Annotated in this window: 16 protein-coding genes; 13 read left to right on the top strand and 3 right to left on the bottom strand. The window is 71.2% G+C overall.

Features of this window, described 5'->3' with window-relative positions; all coding sequences use genetic code 11:
* Positions 1 to 150: 150 nt before the first annotated feature.
* The 9 genes from AB0N02_RS16185 (at position 151) to AB0N02_RS16145 (ending at position 12087) form a co-directional block, all read left to right on the top strand.
* On the top strand, positions 151 to 1929 hold the full coding sequence (locus AB0N02_RS16185; protein ID WP_363946485.1) for a sigma-70 family RNA polymerase sigma factor: 1779 nt from the start codon (positions 151 to 153) through the stop codon (positions 1927 to 1929).
* A gap of 154 nt (positions 1930 to 2083) precedes the next feature.
* A complete protein-coding gene (locus tag AB0N02_RS16180) occupies positions 2084 to 2455 on the top strand; it encodes a hypothetical protein (RefSeq protein WP_271221817.1) in 372 nt (123 codons plus the stop codon).
* The gene (locus AB0N02_RS16175) at positions 2452 to 3579 is read left to right on the top strand and encodes a GNAT family N-acetyltransferase (RefSeq protein ID WP_363946483.1); all 1128 of its coding nucleotides are present in this window, start codon (positions 2452 to 2454) and stop codon (positions 3577 to 3579) included. The genes AB0N02_RS16180 and AB0N02_RS16175 overlap by 4 nt, the downstream gene beginning before the upstream one ends.
* 156 nt (positions 3580 to 3735) lie before the next feature.
* Entirely contained in the window at positions 3736 to 4563 is an 828-nt protein-coding gene (locus tag AB0N02_RS16170) for a glycosyltransferase family 2 protein (protein ID WP_363946482.1), read from the top strand.
* A gap of 2 nt (positions 4564 to 4565) precedes the next feature.
* Entirely contained in the window at positions 4566 to 5507 is a 942-nt protein-coding gene (locus AB0N02_RS16165; protein WP_363946481.1) for a glycosyltransferase family 2 protein, read from the top strand.
* On the top strand, positions 5504 to 6307 hold the full coding sequence (locus AB0N02_RS16160) for a polysaccharide deacetylase family protein (RefSeq protein ID WP_363946479.1): 804 nt from the start codon (positions 5504 to 5506) through the stop codon (positions 6305 to 6307). The genes AB0N02_RS16165 and AB0N02_RS16160 overlap by 4 nt, the downstream gene beginning before the upstream one ends.
* A 34-nt stretch (positions 6308 to 6341) precedes the next feature.
* Positions 6342 to 7685 carry a hypothetical protein gene (locus tag AB0N02_RS16155; protein WP_363946478.1) on the top strand — a complete coding sequence of 448 codons (1344 nt, stop codon included), beginning with the start codon at positions 6342 to 6344 and terminating at the stop codon, positions 7683 to 7685.
* 41 nt (positions 7686 to 7726) lie between these two features.
* Positions 7727 to 10750: a hypothetical protein gene (locus AB0N02_RS16150; RefSeq protein ID WP_363946476.1), complete on the top strand. Its 3024-nt coding sequence runs from the start codon at positions 7727 to 7729 to the stop codon at positions 10748 to 10750.
* A gap of 122 nt (positions 10751 to 10872) precedes the next feature.
* Positions 10873 to 12087 carry a DUF418 domain-containing protein gene (locus tag AB0N02_RS16145; RefSeq protein WP_363946474.1) on the top strand — a complete coding sequence of 405 codons (1215 nt, stop codon included), beginning with the start codon at positions 10873 to 10875 and terminating at the stop codon, positions 12085 to 12087.
* Positions 12088 to 12094: 7 nt separating this feature from the next.
* Here the strand turns inward: AB0N02_RS16145 and AB0N02_RS16140 are convergent, their stop codons facing one another.
* Positions 12095 to 13468, bottom strand: coding sequence for a xylan 1,4-beta-xylosidase (locus AB0N02_RS16140; protein ID WP_363946473.1), 1374 nt, complete (start codon positions 13466 to 13468; stop codon positions 12095 to 12097).
* Positions 13469 to 13680: 212 nt separating this feature from the next.
* Positions 13681 to 14706: a phosphotransferase family protein gene (locus tag AB0N02_RS16135; protein ID WP_363946472.1), complete on the bottom strand. Its 1026-nt coding sequence runs from the start codon at positions 14704 to 14706 to the stop codon at positions 13681 to 13683.
* Between the two features lie 213 nt (positions 14707 to 14919).
* On the opposite strand from AB0N02_RS16135, the gene AB0N02_RS16130 reads away from it, so the two are divergent.
* Together AB0N02_RS16130 and AB0N02_RS16125 are read left to right on the top strand one after the other, a co-directional pair.
* Entirely contained in the window at positions 14920 to 16005 is a 1086-nt protein-coding gene (locus tag AB0N02_RS16130) for a GNAT family N-acetyltransferase (RefSeq protein ID WP_363946471.1), read from the top strand.
* Positions 16006 to 16012: 7 nt separating this feature from the next.
* Positions 16013 to 17188 carry a DegT/DnrJ/EryC1/StrS family aminotransferase gene (locus tag AB0N02_RS16125; RefSeq protein ID WP_363946470.1) on the top strand — a complete coding sequence of 392 codons (1176 nt, stop codon included), beginning with the start codon at positions 16013 to 16015 and terminating at the stop codon, positions 17186 to 17188.
* Here the strand turns inward: AB0N02_RS16125 and AB0N02_RS16120 are convergent.
* Positions 17106 to 18644, bottom strand: a complete 1539-nt coding sequence (locus tag AB0N02_RS16120; RefSeq protein ID WP_363946469.1) for a PLP-dependent aminotransferase family protein — start codon at positions 18642 to 18644, stop codon at positions 17106 to 17108. The genes AB0N02_RS16125 and AB0N02_RS16120 overlap by 83 nt on opposite strands.
* 67 nt (positions 18645 to 18711) lie before the next feature.
* Here AB0N02_RS16120 and AB0N02_RS16115 point away from each other — a divergent pair, with 67 nt between their 5' ends.
* Positions 18712 to 19356: a pyridoxamine 5'-phosphate oxidase family protein gene (locus AB0N02_RS16115; RefSeq protein WP_363946467.1), complete on the top strand. Its 645-nt coding sequence runs from the start codon at positions 18712 to 18714 to the stop codon at positions 19354 to 19356.
* A 183-nt stretch (positions 19357 to 19539) separates the two neighbouring features.
* On the top strand, positions 19540 to 21261 hold the full coding sequence (locus AB0N02_RS16110; RefSeq protein ID WP_363946465.1) for a protein kinase: 1722 nt from the start codon (positions 19540 to 19542) through the stop codon (positions 21259 to 21261).
* The last annotated feature ends 5 nt before the right edge of the window (positions 21262 to 21266 follow it).

Below are 21266 nucleotides of genomic sequence, written 5' to 3'. Positions count from 1 at the left end.
CAAGCCCCAATTAACACAGTTTTACCAGCTCATACCGGGTGGGCATGGTATCGGCGGATTAGGACAACCCCTTACGGCGAGGTGGCGTCCTACGCGTGTGGGGTCTCGGGCATGGCCCGTGAACGAATCCGTCTATGGGAAGGAACATCCGTGCCCGGATGGCCGGCCGTCGGCCGAACCGACGACCAGCGACTCGTTGAGGCGCTCCGGCGCGCCGACGCCACGGCGCCCGCCGATCTCTACGACTCCTACGCCGAACGTCTCAACGACTACGCGAGCTCGCTGCTGGGCGACCGGGGCGCCGCGGCCGACGCCGTGCACGACGCCCTGGTCACCGCGGTGACATGCGCGGAACGGCTGCGCGAGCCGGGCCGCCTGCGCCCGTGGCTGTACGCGCTGACCCGCGCCCGGTGCGGATCCGCGCCCCGGGGACGACGGGGCCCCGCGCCGGACGATCCCGGCGGCCCGGGCGACCCCGGTGGACGGGAGCTGACCGAGCTGGTGCACGAGGCACTGGCCGAGCTGGGCGAGCGGGAACGCCAGGCGCTGGAGCTGTCGCTGCGGCACGGCCTGGGCGCCGGAGAGGCCGGCCTGGCGCTCGGGCTGACCTCGCGGCAGGTGACGGCCGCGGTGAAGCGGGCCCGTGACCACCTGGAGAACGCCGCGGCCGCCGTGGTGCTGGCCAGGGTCGGGCGGGCCCACTGCCCCGACCTGTCGGCGATGGTCGACTCGTGGGAGGGACCGCTCAGCACCATGCTGCGCAGGCGGCTGTCCGGCCACATCGGCCGCTGCGAGGTCTGCACGGAGCGCCGGAACCGGCACGTCTCGGCCGACGGGCTGCTCGACCTGGTGCCGCCCGCCCTCCCGCCGCTCTCCCTGCGCCGCCGCGTCATCGAGACCTGCGTGAGCCCGGAGTCGGCCGCGACGCGCGCCTCGATCGCCTCGGCGGGCGACCGTTTCGACCGGGCCGGCTTTCCCGTCACCGCCGGGGGACGCGCGCGAGCCCGCGGAAGGACCGGCACCGGGGGCACCGGGACGAGGCGGACGGGCACGGCGAGCGAGGCGGGGGAGCACCGGAACACCGCGCCCGAGGCACGGCGTGCCCCGGACGGCCCACGACGCACGGCGGGCGCGGCCCGGCGCGCGGAGGCCGCGCGACGGCGCGGTCGCACCCGGCGGGTGATCCCCGTCATCGTCGCCGCCCTCTGCGTGCTGGTGGCCACCGGGATCCTGATCGTGATCACCGGTCACGACGTGGCGGGCGGTCAGGGCGCGCGCGCCGAGGCGGCGCGGAGCACGGGTCCCGCCCCGTCTCCCGTCCCGACCCCCACCGCCCCGGGAACGTCCGTCCCGGAGTCGGCGCCGGTTCCGGGGCGGGAGACCGGACGGGGTTCCGGCGAACCGGCCGAGCCGCTCCCCACCCCGACGTCCTCTCCCCGCAGGACCGAGCGGACCGGGAAAGGCGGCCGGACCGGGACGGCCGCCCCGACTCCCGGCCGCGTCACGCCGCCGCCCCGGCGCCCCACTGCCGAGCGCCCCCGCGCCGGCCGTACGCCCACCGCGCCGCCCGTGGCCGCGCGGCTGGCCGTCTCCTGCCCCACGGAGATCGAACAGGGCACGGGACGGATCCGCCTCACCGCGCGCAACACCGCGATCTCGTGGTCGGCGATCACCTCGGACGGGATCTCCGTCCACCCCCGGCGGGGACGGCTCAGGGCCGGTGCCACGGGCGTGATTTGGATCACTGTCTCCGACCCGGACGTGAGCGGCTCCGGACGCGTCTCGTTCACCTCGGCCGGTGGCGGCTCCAGTTGCGCGATATCGTGGGAAACCCCTGCACCACAGGCCTCCGAGCCGGCCGGCGACCCGCCTCCGGAGCCGACACAGGCCCCCTCCCCGGCCCCGGGCCAGGAGGCGGAGACGACCTGATCCTTTTGACCTCGCCTTGGATAACGCCGTCACATCTCTTTGCGATCCGGTAAACCATGGGCTGATGCCAAACGTCGGCATTGACGTCCGTGCGGAGTGATTGATCCCATGAATGGGCGATCGATCACGCCACCATCAACCGGGGAGCCAGGAGATGTCGACCAACCGCAAGGTGCTCAGATGGGCGCTCACCCTTGCGTGCGTGGCGGGGGCCGTGATCGCGCTGGCCGGGATCGACACCCCCCTCCGTCTCGTCTTGACCCCGCTGTTCCTTTTGGTGGTACCGGGTGCGGCAGTGGTAGGACTGTTGCGTGATCGTGACCCTCTTGCGGCACTATCGGTGGGGGCGGCGGCAAGCTTGGTAGTGAACGTTCTCCTTGCCGTTGCCATGCTGTCTTTTGGAGCATGGTCGCCACGTGCCGGAGTGGCGACGATCGCGGTGCTCGGCGGCTTCATATACGTACTACGCGTGTTGTACCGGGGGAGCGGAAGCTTGCAGACCGAACAGGGGGCCAGGTCAAGGTGAACATCGTCGTTGTTCGCCCCGGTGACCTCGGGGAGTCCGAGATAACCCGATGGCGGGAGTTGCAGGGGGCGGACCCGTCCCTCGACAACCCTTTTCTCTCCGTCGAGTTCGCCCTGGCCATGGGCCGTCTCCGTGACTACGTCCGGGTGGCCGTCATCCAGGACGGCGGCAAGATCGTCGGGTTCTTCCCCTACGAGCGCCACAACTTCGGGATCGGCAAGCCCCTCGGGGGCTTCCTGACCACCTGCCACGGCCTGATCTCGGTTCCCGGCCTGAAGCTGGACGCCAGGACGCTGCTGCGCGCCTGCAGGCTCTCGGTCTTCGACTTCGACCACATGGTCGCGGGCCAGCCGACGTTCGCCGCCCACCAGTCGGACGTACGGCCCGCACCGGTCATGGACCTCAGTTCGGGCTTCGACTTTTATATCGACCAGGTGAAGACGAACTCCCCCAAAAACTACAAAACCGTCCGCTACAAGGAGCGGAAGTTCGGTCGCGAGCACGGCGAGATCCGCTTCGAGTGGGACTCCGCCGACGCCGGGACCCTGCGCACGCTCATGAACTGGAAGTCCGACCAGTACCGGCGGACCGGTCGTGTCGACCGCTTCGCCCAGCCGTGGATCGTCCGGCTGCTCGACGAGATGCACGCCGAGAGGTCCGAGACGTTCTCCGGTGTGCTGACCATGGTCTACGCCGGAGACACCCCCGTCGCGGGCCACTTCGGCCTGCGTACCGCGCACACCCTGGTGGGCTGGTTCCCGGCCTACGACATCGAGTTCGCCCGATACTCGCCGGGCATCATGCACCACCTCCACATGGCCGAGCACGCCGCCAACGCGGGTCTGCGCCAGGTGGACATGGGCAAGGGCGGCCGCGAGTACAAGGGCTGGCTGAAGAGCGGCGACCTGTTCGTCGCCGAGGGACGCATCTCCCGCCCGTCACCGACGGCGGCGGTTCACTGGATGGGCCGCACCCCGGTCAACAAGGCACGCACCATCGTCACGGACCGTCCTCACTTATATCGCCTTGCCGATCGAGTGCTGAAAGGTTTCGGCCGTATGCGCACCTCCGCGCAGAACCAATCAGCCTCCGGCGTCGTCAAGGAACCATGGGGAGTGGGCTAGGCCCGCTTCCGCTCACGCACCGCCCACCATCCGCCAGGACCCTCCCATGCATCCCTCATCGCATTTGCCATTCCCGCCGTTCTCTCAGGCTGTGGTTGGCCCCGGGTCCTCCCGTCAGTCGTCTCCGACGACCGCCCACCCGGAAGGACAGATCTCATGAGTCCCGACATCGTCAAGCACAACGCCAAGCCTCCCTTGCGAGCGATGCCACCGATTGAGCGGTTCACCCCGATCACTCCTCACATGGCCATCTCGCCGACCGTCAGCGTCGTGGTCCCCGCCATGAACGAGGCGGAGAACCTCCCGCACGTCTTCGCCACGCTGCCGCAGTGGATCGACGAGATCGTGCTGGTCGACGGCAACTCCGTCGACGACACGGTCGCCGTCGCCAAGAGGCTCCGTCCCAACGTGCGGGTGGTCACCCAGACCGGCAAGGGCAAGGGCAACGCGCTGGCCGCCGGGTTCGCCGCCTGCACCAGCGACATCATCGTGATGATCGACGCCGACGGCTCGACCGACGGCCGGGAGATCATCCAGTTCGTGGGCGCCCTGGTCACCGGGGCCGACTTCGTCAAGGGCTCGCGTTACGCGGCGGGCGGGGGCAGCGACGACCTGACCTTCAACCGCAAGTTCGGCAACAAGGTGCTGACCGGCCTGGTGAACAGGATCTACCGCACCAACTACAGCGACCTGTGCTACGGCTACAACGCCTTCTGGGCACGCCACCTGGACGTGCTCAACCTCGACTGCGACGGTTTCGAGGTGGAGACCCTGATGAACATCAGGGCGGCCAAGGCCGGGCTCAAGGTCCACGAGGTGCCCAGCCACGAGCGCTGCCGGATCCACGGTGAGAGCAACCTGCACGCGGTCCGCGACGGCATCCGGGTGCTGAAGACCATCATCAGGGAGTGGCGCGGCAGCCCCGCCACCGCCGCCCCCGAACCCGCGGCCGCGACCCCCGCGGCGGACCAGGGCGCCGCATAGCCATGAAGACCAGTGTCGTCATCTGTGTCTACACCGAGGAACGCTGGGAGGACATCCGGGCGGCCGTCGAGTCGGTCGAGAGGCAGCGGCGCGAGCCGCACGAGATCATCCTCGTGGTCGACTACAACCCGGACCTGCACCTGAGGCTCAAGCGGGAGTACCCCCGGGCGATCGTGGTGGAGAACACACAGGAGAAGGGGCTGTCCGGTGGCAAGAACACCGGCGCCGCCACCGCCTCCGGCGACATCGTGGCCTATCTGGACGACGACGCGATAGCGGAACCTGGTTGGCTGGAAGCACTGGAGGAGGGCTTCCAGGACCCGGCCGTCGTGGGGGTGGGCGGGCTGACCAGGCCGCTGTGGGCGACGGGACACCGTCCCGGCTGGTTTCCCCACGAGTTCGACTGGACCGTGGGCTGCACCTATCGGGGCATGCCCACGGACCGGGCGCCGATCCGCAACGTCATGGGCGGCAACGCCGCCTTCCGCAGGGAACTCGTCGGCCAGGTCGGCGGGTTCCACACGGGAATCGGCCGCAGCGTGCAGGGGCGCAAGCCCAGGCCCCTGGGGTGTGAGGAGACCGAGTTCTGCATCCGGCTCTCCCAGCGGATCCCCGGCGCGGTGATGCTGTTCGAGCCGGATGCGGTGATCGGCCACAAGGTGCCCGCCGTACGTTCCCGGTTCGCCTACTTCCGCTCCCGGTGTTACGCCGAGGGGCTGTCGAAGGCCCTGGTCACACAGAGCGTCGGCGCCGGTGACGGGCTCTCGAGCGAGCGGGCGCACGCGCTGAAGGCGCTGCCGCTGGGCGCGCTGCGCGGGGTCGGGGAGGCGCTGCGCGGCGACCCGTCGGGACTGGGCAGGGCCGGCGCGATCGTGGTCGGGCTCGCCTGGACCACCTGGGGATACGTCGTCGGCTCTCTCCGGCTGAAGGCGGCGAAGTCGTGATCCGCGTCCCGATCCTCATGTACCACTCGATCTCCGACCGGCCGAACCCCGAGACCAGGCCGCTGGCCGTACGGCCGTCGGGGTTCGCCGAGCAGCTCTCCTACTTGAAGGAGCGCGACTTCACGCCGCTGACCGTGGCCGACCTGATCGCCTCGCTGCACAGGAACAACGGGCGCTCCCTGCCCGAGCGCCCGGTCGTGGTGACCTTCGACGACGGTTACGCCGACTTCCACAGCGAGGCCCTGCCCGTGCTGGAGCGCTACGACTTCCCCGCGACGGTCTTCCTGACCAGCGGCTGGGTCAGGGACGCGGGCAAGGACGCCGCGGGCAGGCCGCTCGACACGATGCTGACCTGGAGCCAGGCCCGCGAGGCCGCCTCCTGCGGCATCGAGATCGGCGGCCACAGCCACAGCCATCCCCAGCTCGACCAGCTGCCCGACGACCTGCTCCGCCAGGAGCTGCGCCGCAACAAGGCCCTGCTGGAGGACAAGATCGGTGCCCCGGTCGCGACCATGGCCTACCCGTACGGCTACTCCAGCGCGCGGGTCAGGCGCGAGGTCAGGCGCGCCGGATACTGGGCCGCCTGCGCGGTGAACAACGCGATCGCCGCCGACAGGCACGACGTGCTCGCGTTGCCGCGCCTGACGGTCACCGACGGCACCTCGATGAAGATGTTCGGCCGGGCGGTCGAGGGCAGTCAGGTCCCGCTGATCTACATGAAGGAACGCGTGCTGACGAAGGGCTACGCCGTCGTCAGGCGGACCCGGTACGGCCTGCGCCGGGTGCGCGGCCTCGCGTGAGAACACGTCCGCGGACGTGGGGGGAGGTAGGGACATGAGCGCGACGGTGGGCGAACGCTCCGGAGGGCGGATCGCCGGGTTGCGGCAGAGGTTACTGCACGACCTTCGCAACCCCCTGTTCCGCAACGGCTACGCGCTCATGGCCAACACCGCGATCACAGCCGTCCTCGGCATGGGCTACTGGTGGCTGGCCGCGCGGCTCTACGCGCCCGCGGACTTCGGCAGGGGCCAGGCGGTGATCACCGCCATGCGGCTGTTCGCCTCGCTGACCGCGCTGGGGTTCGTCGGGGCGCTGGCCAGGTTCATCCCGGTGGCGGGCCGGCGCACCCCCGGGCTCATCGTCCGGGCGTACGCGATCGCCGGAGCCACCGGTGTGACCGCGGCGCTCGGGTTCCTGATCACGCTGCCGTGGTGGGGGCCGACCTACGCCTCGCTCGGCGGCCTGGGACCCGGCCTGTTCTTCCTGGCCGCGGTGCTGGTCTGGTCGGTGTTCACGCTGGAGGACGTGACCCTGGCCGGGCTCCGCAAGGCCACCTGGGTGCCGGTGAGCAGCCTCGGCTACGGCCTGGTCAAGATGGCCATGCTGGTCGGGCTGGCGTTCGCGCTGCCCCGCGACGGCATCTTCGTCTCGTGGATCATCCCCGCCGCAATGGCCCTGATCCCGATCAACCTCCTGCTCTTCAGGAAGGTCATCCCCCGGCACGCCAGGGAGACCGAGACCGGATCCAGGCCGCTCGCCTTCCGCGAGGTCGGCCGGTTCCTGTCGGGCGACTATCCGGGCACGCTGTCGATCCTGGCGAGCGTCTACCTGATCCCGGTCCTGATCGCCGCCAGGGTCGACGAGGTCACCTTCGGCTACTTCTCCATGGCCCACACGCTGGGCTCGCTGATCGAGCTGCTGGCGATGAACATGGCCACCTCGCTCACCGTCGAGGGCTCCTTCGACAGGAAGCGGCTGGCGTCGAACTCGCGCAGGGCGCTCCGCCGGGCCCTCATGATCATTGTCCCGATCGTGATTGTGACGATTCTCGCGGCTCCCCTGATCCTGCGGATCTTCGGCTCCGGCTTCGCCGACCGGGGCACGCTGCTGCTGCAGCTGATGTCCCTGGCGGTGCTCCCCCGCGTGCTGATCGAGATCTATCTGAGCGGCCTGCGCGCCCTGGGACAGGCCCGCAGGCTGGCCCTCGTCCAGGTGTCGCTGGCGGTTCTCGTGCTCACCGGCACCCTGGTGCTGTTCCCGCACACCGGGGTGAACGCGGTGGGCTACGCGCTGCTGCTGAGCGAGCTCCTGATCGCCGCGCTGATCTTTCCAGGACTTCGCAAAATGCTCAATAGCGGCGACAGCTCGCAATCAACCGTCACGGCCGGGTCCGCATAGCCGCCATGATGTTAGACGTGAGGCAACGGTCGGGTAATGACGTGACAGCGGAGGCCACGGAGGCCGCCGAGGTGGAGGGGAACGGCTCGGGCCGCCCCTCGTCTCCGGAGAGGGCGCGCATCGGGTCCGAGGAGCGGCCCGGCGACGCGACGCCCCCCGAGGCGGCCACCGAGGAGTCCGCGGACGCCTCCGCCGAGGCGCCCGCAGGGACGTCCGGCGAGCCCTTCAGCGGAACGGAGGACGACGACGATCCGTCGGCGACGGCCGTCTTCCGCATCCCCACCCTCCCCTCCCACCGGGAGCCGTCCTCCGCGGCACCGGAGCCCCGGCGGGACGCGCCGGAGACGGAGGAGGAGACCCCCGAGACCGGCGCCTCCATCGTGGACGCCTCGGTCACGGACGTCTCCGTCACCGACGTCTCCGTCACGGGCGCGTCCGTCACCGACACCTCGGTCTCGGACACCTCCGCCAGGGACACCTCGATCATCGACATCTCCGGGATCGGCGCCCCGGAGGACCCGGAGGACCCGCCGTCCCGGGAGGGCGAGGAGAACGGGCGCGGCCCGGCCCCGGCGGGCGCCTCAGCCACGGCGGGCGTCCCGGCCCCGGGCTCCGGCGAGCCGGAGGAGAGCCCCGGGGAGGGCGACGTCCCCTGGGCGGCGGCGGCCAGGCTCTGGGAGACGGCGGACAGCACGGTGGACGACCCGGCGGACCGTACGGTGGACGGCCCGATGGAGGGCCCGGCCGACGCCGCGGCGAGCGCCCCGCCGGCCGCCCCGGTCACCCCGTCCGTCTCATCCGGCCCGTCCGGCGCCGGAGCGGCCGCCCGGACGGCCGTCCAGGCCCCGGGAACCGCCAGGGACCCGGGGGGCTCAGAGAGCTCGGGGGGCTCGGGGGGCTCGACCTCCGCGGACGGGTCCTCGTGGGCGACGAGGCTGATGCGGTCGGCGGGGACGTGGCTGCCGCCGCTGCTCACCGTCGAGGGCCTGATCATGTACGTGCTGGCCCTGCGCGTCGCGCCGGGACCGCTGCGCGGTGTGGACCTCACGCAGATCGACGGCCTGGGACTGATCTCGGCGCTGCCCGGGACCGCGTTCGCCGCGATCCTGCTGATGATCACCGCTTTCTTCGTCACGATCGCGCAGAACACCGACCGCAAGTTCCTGCTGCTCTTCCAGATCGCGGCGATCACCTTCGCCCTGCACGGCGCGGCCGCCCTGATCGAGGACACGCCCCGCTTCCACACCGCCTACGTCCACGCGGGCTTCGTGGAGTTCATCAACCGCACGGGAACCTCCTCCCCCATCCTCGACGCCCGCTTCGCGTGGCCGGGATTCTTCGCGCTGGTCGGGTTCGTCACGAAGGCCGCCGGCGTCACCGACCTGACGACGATCCTGCGGTGGACGCCACTGCTGTCCAACCTGCTCTACCTGCTGCCGTTCGTGCTGATCCTGCGCCAGGTGGTGGCGACCACCCGCGCGCGGTGGTTCGCCGCGCTGCTGTTCGTCATCGTCCAGTGGATCGGGCAGGACTACTTCTCTCCCCAGGGCTTCACCTACGCGATCTACCTCGCCTTCGTGGCGATCGTGCTGCGCTGGTTCGGCAAGGTGGAGCCCCGTGACGGGACCGCGCCCCCCAAGGGCCGGATCCGGCGGCTGCTGGCCCGGCTGGACGGGCTGACCCCGGGCGAGCTGACCCACTCCACCGGCGTGTACGACCGGTCGATCATGCTCATCGTGCTGATCGGCCTGTTCGGGACCGCCACGGCCTCGCACCAGATCACGCCGTTCATGATGCTGGGCGTGCTGACCGGCCTGATCCTGCTGCGGCGCACCTCGCTCAGCTGGGGCCTGCCGTTCTTCCTGGGACTGATGGTGCTGGCCTGGATCAGCTACCAGACCGTCACCTTCTGGAGCGGGCACATCGACCAGCTCTTCGGCGGCCTGGGCAGGATCCTGGAGAACCTCCAGAGCAACACCGGCGACCGGATCGAGGGCAGCGACGGCAGGCACGCGATCGTGCTGATGGCCCGTCTCGGCATCTGCGCCGTCATCCTGCTGCTGGCCGCCACCGGCCTGCTGCGCCGCCTGCGCCGCGGGGTGGGCGACCGGGCCGCCCTGCTCCTGCTGTGCGTGCCGGTCCTGGCCCTGGGGCTGCAGAGCTACGGCGGCGAGATCGGTCTGCGGATCTACCTGTTCGCGCTGCCCGGAGCCTGCATCCTGGCCTCCTACGCGTTCTTCCCGAACCTCCCGGCCGGTACGGCGGAGGCCCCCGAGGAAACGGTGCCGATCCGCAAGCGCAACATCCGGTTCGACCCGAACCTGACCCGCCGGATCTCCCTGCTGCTGGCCGCGGGGTTCGCGCTGGTGCTGTCGATGTCCTTCCTGGTCGCCCGCTACGGCAACGAGCAGTTCGAACGGGTCTCCAGCGGCGAGGTCCAGGCGATGCACTACATCTACAAGCACGACGAGCCCAGCGGTCGCGTGCTGTTCCTGGTTCCGACCGTCGGGAACGAGGTCACACCCAGCATTCCGTGGGGTGAACGCGACTTCGACAAGATCGAATACCGGCAGGTGCTGGTGGACAAGAACCCCGCCCAGCTCTCCTCGGTGCTCGACATGTTCCGCATGATGCCGCCCAACACCTATCTCGTCGCCAGCCGGGGACAGGCCGCGTACCTGCAGCTCAACCACGGCTTCCCGGCCGACTGGGAGAAACGCTTCCGCGCCGCCCTCGACTCCTCCAAGGAGTTCAAGCGGGTCTTCGACAGCGAGGACGCCGCCGTCTACACGCTGAGGACATATCCAAAGAATGCCGAGATCCCCCAGCCCCGGCCCCTGACCGGGTTCGGCGACCGCGGTTCACCCATGACCCCGATCGGCCTGGCCGCCCTGGGCGTCACCTGGATCGCGCTGTTCGCCTACGAGATGTACCGGCTGCGCGGTCTCGACCGTGCCCCCAGAACGAGGCGGCGCATCCTGTTCGTCGCGGCGCCGGCGTTCCTCCTGGCTGTGGCGGTGATCGTCGAACGCTTCATCGTCATCGGCTTCAGCCAGCTCCAGTAGGACGAAATCCCCGGGGGCCTCCAGCCCCCGGGCACATCGAATCACTATTCGCCGGGGGGCGTGTGGTGTCACACGGTACGTTGAGGGGCGGTTCGATGGTCAGTGGAAAGCACCGTGGCCCGGTGGGGACCGCCACGCCCCCCGTCGCTCCGGCCCGGCGGATCGCGGCCGTCGACGCCCTGCGCGGGTTCGCGCTGTTCGGCATCGTGGTGGTCAACATCGCCTACCTCGCCTCGGGGTACCGGATGGCGGGCCTGGCCGAGCCCGCCTTCTCCGCGCCGCTGGACTGGGAGGTGCGCTGGGTCGTCACCGTTTTCTTCGAGAACAAGTTCTACCTGCTCTTCTCCTTCCTCTTCGGCTACAGCTTCACCCTCCAGATCGACTCGGCGGCCGCCTCGGGAGCGGCCTTCGTCCCCCGGTTCCTGCGCCGTCTGCTCGGGCTGCTCCTGCTCGGCCTGGCCCACGCCGTGTTCCTGTTCCCCGGGGACATCCTGGCCACCTACGCCGTGGTGGGGCTGGTGCTGCTGGCCGTACGGAGGATCAGGCCGCGCACCGCGGTGATGGTCGCGATCGGGCTGACCATGATGCTGGCGATGGGGTTCGTCCTGCTGGCCGGGCTGGCGCTGCTCGGCGCCGACGCCTCGGGGACCGTTGCCGGGGGCGCCGTCGAGGCGGCCAGGTCGGACGCGGCCCTGCAGAGCTCGGCCTCCATGATCATCTCCGAGCACCTGCACAAGCTCGGCAAGATCGTCGTACTGCGGGTGCTCTTCCAGGGGCCCGCGGTGCTCGCCGCCTGCCTGATCGGAGTGGCCGTCGGCAAGAGGAAACTGTTCGCCGACCTGTCCGGGCACACCGCCGGGCTGCGCAGGCTCCAGTGGATCGGCTTCCCGGTCGGCATCGCCGGAGCGCTGATCTACGCGCACTCGACCTGGTCCGGCGGCGGGAGCGCCTACCACATGCTCGGCCAGGCGGTGGACCTGGTCACCGCGCCGCTGCTGGCCGCCGCGTACGCGGCGACCCTGCTGCGCCTGCTCCCCTCGGCCCCGCGCCTGACCGCCGTGCTCGTACCGCCGGGGCGGATAGCGCTGACCAACTACCTCACCCAGTCCCTGATCTGCTCGTTGATCTTCACCGGCTACGGGCTCGGCCTGGTCGACCGGCTCAGCCCGCTCTCCGTCGCGTCGATCGCCGTCGTGATCTTCGTGGTCCAGGCCGCCTACAGCGGGGCGTGGCTGCGCGGCCACCGTTACGGGCCGGTCGAGTGGTTCCTGCGCTGGTTCACCAACTGGCGCAGGCCCTCCCGCACCGCTCCCGCAGCGGCCGTCCCCCTCGCCTAGCGCCCGCTCAGGCGCCGCTCCGCTCGCTCCACCTGACCTCGTACGGCTTCAGGTCGAACCGCCTGCCGTCGACCGTCGCGGACACGTCGGCGTCGGTGGTGTTGACCATCACGAGCTGGCGCTCCTGGGCCAGCACCCGCACCTTGGGGTCGGAGGAGGTGACCGTCACCAGCGGGGTCTCGGCGGGGAACCACCTGGTGAAGCCGCTCAGGACGCCCGCCATCGGCAGCTCCTCCCCCTCTCCGGGGCGCCACAGGCAACCGGGGCAGTCCTCGCCCGCCTTGCGCTGGGGGCTCCAGTAGAGGGCGGTGGTCGCGCCGCCGGTGGCGAACTCCATCATGGCCACCGTCTGCACGGCCGTACGGCGTTCCTCGGTCCAGTCGGAGTTGTCGGGCTCGACGTACCATTCGGCCCACCAGACCGGCAGGCCACCGCTCTTCTGCCTGAGCCAGGTGGTGACGGCGGAGAACTTGCCGAGCGCGGCGAACTCGTCGGGCTGAAGCCCGGCGTCCTTGGTCATCGAGGCGCCGTCGATCACGATGAAGTCGGCGCCCTTCTTGTGCTCGATCCAGTACTCGACGGCGTCGAGGTCACGCTGGTCGACGACGCCCCAGTCGCCCTGGAGCTCCGAACCGCCACCGCCCTTGTTGCTCACGATCGGGATGTAGGGCCCGCCGACCTTGATGTCGTCGTCCACGGCCTTCAACGCGGTGTAGACCTTGTTGTAGAGCTCGGTGTACGCCTCGGCGTCCCAGCGGTTGGTCGTCGGGTTCCAGAAACCCTTGAACTCGTTCCAGACCATGAAGTGCTTGACGGTGGGGTAGCGCTTGGCCACCGTCGCGGCCAGCTTGGCGAAGTCGTCGAAGTTCGCCCGCTGCGGCGGGGCCTCCAGCGCCCCCCAGTCGGTGCGTCCCTCGCTGCCGCCCTCCTTCATCCAGTCGGGGGCGCAGCACAGCGTGATGATGGGCACGGCCTGCGAGCCGGCCATGAACTCCAGCCGGCGGTCGAGGTTGCGGAAGTCGTACTTGCCCGGGACGGGCTCGGGGTTGTCCGCGCCCCAGCCCATGATGTGCTGGTTCTGGAGCAGGGGGACCCGGCTGAGGATGTGCGAGGCGGCGTCGGCGACCTCGTCCGGCTCGGCGTCGGCGCTGACCTCGGTGTGGGTGAAGCCCCAGCGCGGCCAGCTCTCGGTGGCGGGAGGCTCCTGCAGGACGGGCGCGGGCTGCGCCGGGGGGATGGCGACGACCTGCCCCCTGAGCCTGCCCGGTTTGATCGCCATGATGACGATCCCGACGAGGAGCGCCAGCGCGACGACCCCCGCCCCCAGCGCGACCGGCCAGCTCGGGCGCCGTTGCTGGTGCCGTCCGTTCGTCGGTATCAACGCTCGTCCTCGATCCTGGCCACCGGTCCTTTTGAAGCGTTCCACAGCGACAACGGACGTGACCGCGCCCCAGCCCGGTTCACAGACAAGCGTTATCGACCGCTCGTCACGCTATCCGGGCTGACTTGCAGAACTCTTGAAACTTCTATCGCAGATTCCCACCCGACAGGTAACCCATGGTCACCGCAACGGCCTTCCCGCCCGGCCGGACGTCACCCCTCCAGCGCTCGGGCCGCTCGCCGCAGAAGCGTGGGGACGGCCTCGCCGATGTTCTCGAACCCCTCCCCGACCGTCTTGCCCTGCCGGAACCTGGCGTGGATGCCCTCCACGATGACCGCCAGCTTGTAGTTGCCGAACGCCACGTAGAAGTCCAGGTCGGCCAGGTCCGCGCCGGAGACCTCGGCGTAGTGGGCGGCGAACTCGCGGGCGGTGAGGAAGCCCGGGGCGACGGTCACCCCCGCGGCCACCGGGATGGAGGCCCGCTCCTCGTCGCCGGGGTCCTGCCAGTAGGTCAGCGTCAGGCCGAGGTCGGCGAGCGGGTCACCGAGCGTGGACATCTCCCAGTCGACGACGGCGAGGATGCCGGGGTCGGGCGAGAGCCGTACCAGCGTGTTGTCCAGCCGGTAGTCGCCGTGGACCAGTGCCGCGGCCGCGCGGACGGGCAGGCGCTCGCGCAGGCGGGCCGCCAGGCGGTCGTGCTCGGGCAGGTCACGGGTCTTCGAACGTTCCCACTGCTGGTTCCAGCGCTCCAGCTGGCGGGCCATGTATCCCTCGGGGCGGCCGAACCCGCCCAGTCCCGCCTCCTCGTAGTCCACCGCGTGGACGGCGGCGAGCACCTCGGCCAGCCTCCGCGACAGGCTCCGGGCCTGCCCGGGGGTGAGCCCGGCGACCTGCTCCCCGTCGCGTACGGCCACGCCGTCCACGTACCCCATGAGATAGAACGGCGCCCCGATCACGTCCTCGTCACCGCAGAAGGCGACCGGTTCCGGCACCGGGACCGGGGTCGGGGCGAGCGCCGAGATCACCCGCCACTCGCGTCTCATGTCGTGCGCGGTGGGGAGCACGTGTCCCAGCGGCGGGCGGCGCAGCACCAGGCGGCGCTCCCCGGTCTCGACGAGGTAGGTGAGGTTGGACCTGCCGCCGGAGATCAGGCGGATACCGGCCGGCTCCCCGGCGTCGGGGACGTTCGCCGCCATCCACCCGGCCAGGCGGGTCGGGTCCATGCCAGGGATGCTCATGGCCTTTTATTAGAACGTCACTCGAATGGGGACGCCAGCCGTGACGCATCTCTCAAATGAGACTCCGAAACGTTGTCACCCCGCGGGCCCGGCCGCACGTCACATCCTTTACCGTTACATTACGCGCCGTCTTGCATGCTTAGGGCGTACGCACGTCCTGCCCATATCCATGCTGGAAGGCGTCGGGGAAACCGCACACCCCAGTAGGAGCTCATGCGCGTCTCTATCGTTCAACCCCGCGATCTCGCCGAGCCCGATGTCGGCAGGTGGCGGGAACTGCAGGAAGCCGACCCCGCCTTCGACAGCCCGTTCCTATCCCCGGAGTTCACGATCGCCGTCGGTGACCTGCAGGAGCAGGTCAGGGTGGCGGTGTTGCACGACGGCCCCGACATCGTGGGGTTCTTCCCGTTCGAACGACATGCGATGGGCATCGGCAAACCGGTGGCCGCCGGACTGACCGACGCGCAGGGACTGGTGTACGCCAAGGACCTGGAGCTCGACCCGCAGCGGCTGATCAGGGCCTGCGGCCTGGGGGTGTTCGAGTTCGACCACCTGGTGGCCGGGCAGCCGCTGCTGGGAGCGCGGCACAGCCGCCATCCGTCCCCGATCATCGACCTGCGGGACGGTCACGACTCCTACATCGAGACGATCAAGCAGACCTCCGGCAAAACCTACCGATCGACCGCATACAAGACGCGTAAGCTCCAACGTGACGTAGGACCGCTCCAACACGACTACGCCATCACCGACACCGAGGCGCTGCGGACGCTCCTCGGCTGGAAGACCGACCAGTACCGCAGGACGGGACGTTCCGACCGGTTCGCCCACCCGTGGATCGTCGAGCTGGTCGAGCGGCTGCTCGCCACGGACACCGAGAGCTTCGGCGGTGTCCTGGACATGCTCTACGTGGACGGGCGCCCGGTGGCCGGCCATTTCGGCCTGCGCACCGCGACCACCCTCGCGGGCTGGTTCCCCGCCTACGACACCGCCTTCGCCAAGTACTCCCCGGGCCTGATCCACCACCTCGCCATGGCCGAGAAGGCCGCGAAGGCGGGGATCGAGGTCATCGACATGGGCCGCGGCGAGAAGGAGTACAAGGAGAAGCTCAAGAACGGCGAGTACGAGGTGGCCGAGGGCCGGATCGCCAGGCCGAGCGCGGGCGCCGGGCTGCACTGGATGCTGCGCGTGCCGGTCCGCAAGGCACGTGGCACGGTCCTGGCCAACCCGCTCCTGCGCACCACCGCCGACCGGGCGCTGAAGACCTTCGGCCGCCTGCGCACCTCGCTGCAGTCGTCGTGAGCGGCCGATGAGCCCCGAAGGCCTGGTGGCCGCCCGGACCGGACGTCACTGCCTGGCCCTGCCGTCGAACCGGCTGGGCCTCTACCTCGCGCTGCGGCACTGGTGTCTTCCCGGGCAGCGGCTGCTGATGTCACCGATCTCCGCCGACGAGATCCTCTTCCTGGTGCTGGCCGCCGGGCTGCGGCCCGTCATCGCGCCGCTCTCACCGGACGACGGCAACATCGACGTCGGCGCCGTCGATCTCGACCTGGTCGACGCCGTGCTGACCACCAACCTGTACGGCCTGCCCGACCGGGTGACCGCCTTCGCCGGCAAGACCGTGATCGAGGACGTCGCCCACGCCATGGAGACGACGGTCGAAGGCAGGCAGCTCGGCACGTTCGGGGTCGCCGGGGTGTTCAGCCTCTCCAAGCACGCCGGGGCGGGCTCGGGCGGAGTGATCGCGGTCGAGCACGAGGAGGACCTGCGCGCCCTGGAGGCCGAGCGGGACCGGCTGCTGCAGCCTCGTGTGCTCGCGGCCGAGATCCGCTCGGTGCTGACCTCCGTGGCCAGGCACACGGCGGTCCGCCTCAACCTGGTCAGACCGGCGCTGTGGGCCATGCGCGCCCTCGGCATGGAGGAGGAACGCGAGGGCCACCGGATCGCGCCCCGCCCCGGCGACCTGGACGAGGCGCTCAAGCACGTGCCGGAGCTGCCGCCGTTCGACTCCTGGGTCCAGGCCGACCTGCACGACTACCGGGCCCGGCGCGGCGGGCTCTCCCGCCTGTACCAGGCGAGGCGGCTGCGGACGCTGCCGGGACAGCGGGCGCGGCGGATCGCCGGGGTGCGGGCGCTCGCCGAGCTGCCCACGGTGGCCGGGGCCGTCCACCGCCACCTCGACCAGCCGCTGTTCCGGGTGCCGTTGCTGGTCGCGGACCGGGAGGCCGCGATCGCGGAGCTGGAGCGGCGCGGGGTGTCCACCGGCTACCTCTACGACCCTCCCTACGACGACTACCTGCCCGGTTTCGTGGAGCTCTCGCCGGAGCCCGAGGTCGCGCGGTGGTGGGGACGGCACGCGCTGCCCGTCGACCCGTTCTACGCCCACCGCGCCCTGCCGGTGGTCAGGGAGCTCGCCGCGGCTCCGCCGCCACCCGGTGACCGAGCCGTTCGATCAGCTCGGCGACCGTCGACACCCCCCGCCTGACGTCCTGCAGCGAGGCGGAGCCGTACCCGATCACCAGGCCGTGCCTGGTGGGGACGCCGTGGTGGTAGCGGCTGCTCACCGCGTCGAGCAGCACGCCGTGTTCGGCGGCCGCGCCGACCAGGGGGCCGACCAGCTCCTGCGGCAGTTCGACCATGACGTGCAGCCCCGCGGTGTCGCCCGTCACCAGCGAGCCGAGGGCGTCCACGACCGCGGCGCGGCGGCGGGCGTACTCCAGCCGCATCCGCCGCAGGTGCCGGTCGAGGTCGCCCCGCTCCAGCAGTACGGCCATCGCCTGCTGGGCCGGGCCGCTGGTGCGGTCGCCCAGGTCGTAGCGGGTCCTGGCGACGGCGGCCAGCAGGTGGGGCGCGGCGACCAGCCAGCCGACGCCGACGTCCGGGGCGAGCGACTTCGACAGGGTGCCGAGCAGGACCACCCTGCCGGGGTCGAGGCCGTGCAGGGCGGGCAGCGGGGCGACGTCGTAGCGGAACTCGGCGTCGTAGTCGTCCTCGACGACGATCGCGCCCGTACGGCGGGCCCAGGCGAGCAGGCGTTCCCTGCGGGGCACGGGCAGGCGCCCGCCGAGGGGGTACTGGTGCGCCGGGGTGGTGTACAGCACGCGCAGGTCGTCGGGGAGGAGATCGACGACGACGCCGTCCCCGTCGACCGGGCAGGGCACGATCGCGGCGCCCCGCGCGGCGAAGACGTTCCTGGCGACGCGGTAGCCGGGGTCCTCGACGCCCACCCTGTCCCCGGGGCGCAGCAGCGTGGCGGCGACGAGGTCGAGGCCGTTGCCGGTGCCCCGGGTGACCATGATGTCCTCCGGGCCGACGGCGACCGCCCTGCTCCTGCGCAGATGATCGGCCAGCGCGCGGCGGAGCCTGGGCAGGCCGTAGGCGTCGGGGTTGTCCCCGGGAGGCAGCTCGGCGGCCGCGCGCCACGCCCTGCGCCAGGCGGCCTCGTCGTAGTCCCGGACCCAGGGCTGGCCGGGCCGCAGGTCGATCACGGGCCCGGCGTGCCCGCCGCCCCCACGGGACCCACGGGGCTCGCGGGGCCCACAGGGCTCGCGGTGTCCGCCGTCCCGGCCGGGGGCGGCCGGGTCCCGGGCGTCGTCGTGCCCGGTCCGCGGGCCGTCCCCGTCCGGCGGCGGGGCTGCGGCGTCGGGGGCCTGTCCCGGCGTGCCGGAGGGGACGTGGAGGGTGAGGTCCGCCACGTAGGTGCCGGAGCCGTGCCGCCCGTCGAGCCAGCCCTCGGCGTAGAGCTGCTGGTAGGCCTCGGTGACGACGGTGCGGCTGACCGCGAGCTGGCGGGCGAGGGCCCGGGTCGAGGGCAGCCGCTCACCGGACTTGAGGGTGCCGTCGCGCATGGCGGCGCGCAGCCGGTCGCCGAGCTGGATCGTGAGGGCCACAGGAGCCTGACGGTCCACCGAGAGGGGCAGGTCGACGGAGGTGCGCGGCAAAGTGGTCTCCCGAAGGCGGCATGAAGTGGACGTGGTTTCTGTGTCCACTTCTTCCTAGATTAGAGCCATGCTCTCCACGACTTCCCGTACCTCTCTCGGCCGTTCGAAGGAGAGAGGCCGCACGGACCGCGAGGACCTGTACGCCGTACTGGACGCCGGGCTGGTCTGCCACCTGGGCGTCGTGATCGACGGGTCCCCGAGGGTCGTCCCCACCGGCTACGGCCGGATCGGCGACACCCTCTACCTGCACGGCTCGACGGGCGCCGCCTCGCTGCGCGGCACCGGCGAGGTCTGCGTCACGGTGACGCACCTGGACGGCGTGGTGCTGGCCCGCTCGGTCTTCCACCACTCGATGAACTACCGCTCCGCCATGATCTACGGCCGGCCCCGCCTCGTGGTGGAGGACGAGGAGCGCCTCGCGGGCCTGCGCGCGATCACCGAGCAGCTCTCCCCCGGCCAGTGGGACGCCACGCGCGCCCCGACCAGGAAGGAGCTCGCCGCGACCGCCGTGGTCGCCCTCTCCCTGGCCGAGGCGTCGGTGAAGGTACGGCAGGGCCCGCCGAGCGACGACCCGGAGGACTACTCGCTGCCGATCTGGGCCGGGGTGCTCCCGCTGCGCCAGTCCTGGGGCGCTCCCGAGACCGACCCCGCCCTGACCGTGGACGTGGACGTCCCCGCGCACATCACGTCCCGCCCGGCACCGGGCCGGTAGACGCGCGGGGCACGGGGGCGCGCGGGGGCCGAGTGGCGACGGGGGCGCTCCCGCCGTGTGCATACGTCTGTTATCCAGGCTTCTGAGACTGATTTGTGATTCATGAGCGAAATTTCGTGATCTATCGCTAAGCTACGGTCCGTCTGTTGTGGGTGGGGGGCCCAGACAACTGAGGAGACCGGTATGTACGGCACGCCTTCTTCCTGGCGAGTCCCCGGATACACCGAGCTACGCGAGCTGGGGGCGGGTGCCGGCGGTCGCGTGGTGATGGCGCGGCACGACGTCGACGGCATCATGGTCGCGATCAAGTATCTGTCCGACGAGCTCAGGAGCGACGTCGGATTCGTCGCGCGTTTCCGGCACGAGGCCAGGGTGCTCAACACCCTGGACAGCCCGCACGCCGTCCGGCTCTACGACTACGTCGAGACGGGCGAGGGCGCGGCCATCGTCATGGAGCTGGTCGACGGCGTCGCGCTGCGCGCGATCCTGCGTTCCGAGGGACCGACCGGCCCCGAGGCCGCGCTGGTCGTCCTCAAGGGCGCCCTCCTGGGGCTCTCGACCGCGCACACGGCCGGTGTCGTCCACCGCGACTTCAAGCCCGAGAACGTGATGGTCGAGGCCGACGGCACGAGCAAGCTCGTCGACTTCGGCGTCGCGATCCGTTCCGGCGACGACGACACCCCGGCGGGCACGCCGCCCTACATGGCCCCCGAGCAGTGGACGGGCGCCCCGGCCGGGCCGTCGAGCGACGTCTACGCCGCCACCGTCGTGTTCTTCGAGTGCCTGACGGGCACCCGGCCCTTCCGCGCGACGAACGTCGCCGCCCTGGCCCGTCAGCACCAGACCATGCCGCCGCCCGTCGAGGAGGTGGCGCCCGCCCTGCAGGGCCTGGTCGAGCGGGGACTCGCCAAGCATCCCGCCGACCGTCCGCCGACCGCGACCGCCTTCCTCACCGAGCTGGAGGCCGTCGCCGCCGACGCCTACGGCCCGGACTGGCAGGAGCGCGGCCGTCGCCGTCTGGCGGGCCTCGCGGCGCTGCTGCCCGCGCTGTTCCCGCTGGAGACCCCGAAGCCCGGGGGCGGCACCTCCGTCGCCGAGACGAAGCTCGGCGGGCGCCGCAGGTCGTCGTCCTCGCTCAGCAGGCTGAGCGTCAAGATCCTGGTCGGCGTCGGGTGCATCGCGGTGATCGGCGGGGTGACCGCGGTGCTGGTCAACTCCGCGGGCAGTACCGAGATCAAGCCGCAGAGCCTGGTCACCTCGGAGAGCCCCACCTCGCCCGAGGCGGTGGAGTCGATCCTCCCGGCCGACAGCGACCTGCCCACGCAGGAGCCGACGGAGAAGCCCTCGAAGGAGAGCACCCCCAAGCCGGCCCCGACGGAGACGCCGGCGGCGACCTCCGCGGCCACCTTCCCGCCGACCGCCCCCACCAAGGCGGCGACCCCGACGCCCAAACCGTCGCCGACCCGCACCCGGAGGCCGACCAAGAGCCCGGCACCGCCGCCCACCCCCACGCCGTCCCCCACGGAGGAGGGCAACTCGCCTCTCGGCGACTCCGATCACTCCTCCCCGGCCAAGCCCCCGACCAAGCCCCCGGCCCCGACGCCCACCCCGACCAGGTCCACCTCGGAGCCGCGACCGACGTCGCGGCCGACCCAGACCTCACGGCCGACGCGGACCCCCACCACCGAGCCCTCCAGCCCGACCGCGACCCCCAGCAGCCCGGAACCGTCCAACACCTCGACCGACGGCGGGGGGCCGAGGCTGACCGCCACCCCCACGCCCCCCGGTGAGACCGCCCCGCCGACGCTGCTGGCGTTCGGTCTGGTGACAGGTGGCGCAATACCGTTCACGCTGGCGGTGAAACGAGGCGCCGCCGGCCGGCACAGGAGACGGCGGAGGCGGTAGACGGC

Source organism: Streptosporangium sp. NPDC051022 (assembly GCF_040683035.1).
GTDB lineage: Bacteria > Actinomycetota > Actinomycetes > Streptosporangiales > Streptosporangiaceae > Streptosporangium.
This window is presented reverse-complemented; position numbering and strand designations above follow the sequence as displayed.